The sequence below is a fragment of the Streptomyces sp. MK37H genome, assembly GCF_018035285.1.
In the GTDB taxonomy this organism is placed as follows: domain Bacteria; phylum Actinomycetota; class Actinomycetes; order Streptomycetales; family Streptomycetaceae; genus Streptomyces; species Streptomyces endocoffeicus.
The window spans coordinates 1-1,633 of sequence record NZ_JAAAYH010000815.1 but is presented as its reverse complement, the minus strand read 5'-3'; the positions used below and the strand labels follow the sequence as shown (position 1 = coordinate 1,633).

The following is a 1,633-nucleotide window of genomic DNA, read 5'->3' as shown; positions in this document are numbered from 1 at the left end:
GCACCCAAGCCCTCGATCAAAGCCGCACGGTCGGACCCCAACACCACCGCACGGTGCTCGAACGCACTACGCGTCGTCGCCAGCGACCACCCGACGTCCCCGGCCGACAGCTCCGCCCGCTCCCCCACGTACGACGCCAACCGACCCGCCTGCGCCCGCAACGCCGCCTCTGAGCGCCCCGACACCACCCACGGGATCCAGGCAGGAGCGTCCTTCCCCTCAGCTCCCGCCACGTCCCGAGCCATCGCAAGCTCGGGTGCCCCGGACAGCACCACATGGCAATTGGTCCCGCCCACTCCGAACGAGCTCACCCCGGCGGTCAACGCCTCCCGCGTACCCGCCGCATCCGCGAGCCACGGCTCGGATGCCGTCTGCACCCGCAGCCTGAGCCGATCCAGCGAAATGTCCGGGTTGGGCGTCCGGAAGTTGAGGCTGGGGAAGAGCTCGCCGTGCCTGAGCCCCAGGGCCGTCTTGATGAAGCCGACAACACCGGCCGCGCCCTCCAGATGACCCACGTTGGTCTTGGCCGACCCCACCAGCAGCGGGGCGTCGGTGGGCCGCCGTGCCGCGCCGAAGACCGCGCCCAGCGCCGCGGCCTCGATCGGGTCGCCGACCCTCGTGCCGGTGCCGTGGAGCTCCACGTACTGGACACGGGCGGGGTCCACTCCGGCCTGCCGGTAGGCACGGCGCAGGAGGTCCTCCTGGGCCTCCTGGTGGGGGGTGGTGAGGTGATCCCCGCCACCGTCGTTGTTGAGTGCGCTGCCCCGGATGACGCAGTACACGGGGTCTCCGTCGGCGAGGGCGTCCGCGAGGGGCTTGAGAACGACGGCGCCGCCGCCCTCGCCGCGTACGAAACCGTTGGCGCGGGCGTCGAAGGTGTAGGTGACGCCGTCCGGTGACAGCCCGCCGAACCGGGCGGCGCTGACGCCGCTTTCGGGGGCGAGGTTGAGGTGGACGCCGCCGACGATGGCGATGGATGTCTCGCCGCGGCGGATGCTTTCGCAGGCCAGGTGGATGGCCGCCAGCGAGGAGGCCTGTCCGGCGTCGAGGGTGAGGCTGGGGCCGCGCAGGCCGAGGTGGTAGGAGACGCGGTTGGCGATGATGCCGCGGTGGAGTCCGGTGAAGCTGTGCCGGTCGATGGCCTCCGGGCCACCCCGCCGGATCAGCGTGGCGTAGTCGTCCGCGATCACACCGATATACACGCCGGTACGGCTGTCGCGGAGCCGGTCCGGAACGATTCCGGCGTCTTCGAGGGCCTCCCACGTCAGTTCCATGGTCAGGCGCTGCTGGGGGTCCATGGCCGCGGCCTCGCGTGGCGAGATGCCGAAGAAGGCGGCGTCGAAGTGGTCGATCCGGTCCCGGTCCAGGAATCCGCCCCGCCGAGGGACGGCAGTGTCCGCGTCCCACCGTCCCTCGGGTGCCTCCGTGATGGCGTCGGCACCGTCGCGGAGCAGTTGCCGGAAGGTGGCGGGGTCGGGTGCTCCGGGGAGGCGGCAGGACAGTCCGACGACCGCGATCGGCGCGTCCGTCGTGCTCGGCGAGGTGCCGTCGGAACCCTTCATGAGCGTGACTCCCTGGATCCAGGTACGTAGGACGCCGGGCGCACACCAGCGCAACGCGAAGGTCTGCGCCG

General features: G+C 71.7%; 1 protein-coding gene. It reads right to left on the bottom strand.

What is annotated here, in order from left to right:
* A partial coding sequence (locus tag GWI24_RS44150; protein WP_247617734.1) for a type I polyketide synthase occupies positions 1–1,562 on the bottom strand: 1,562 nt, incomplete at its 3' end.
* Positions 1,563–1,633 lie beyond the last annotated feature (71 nt).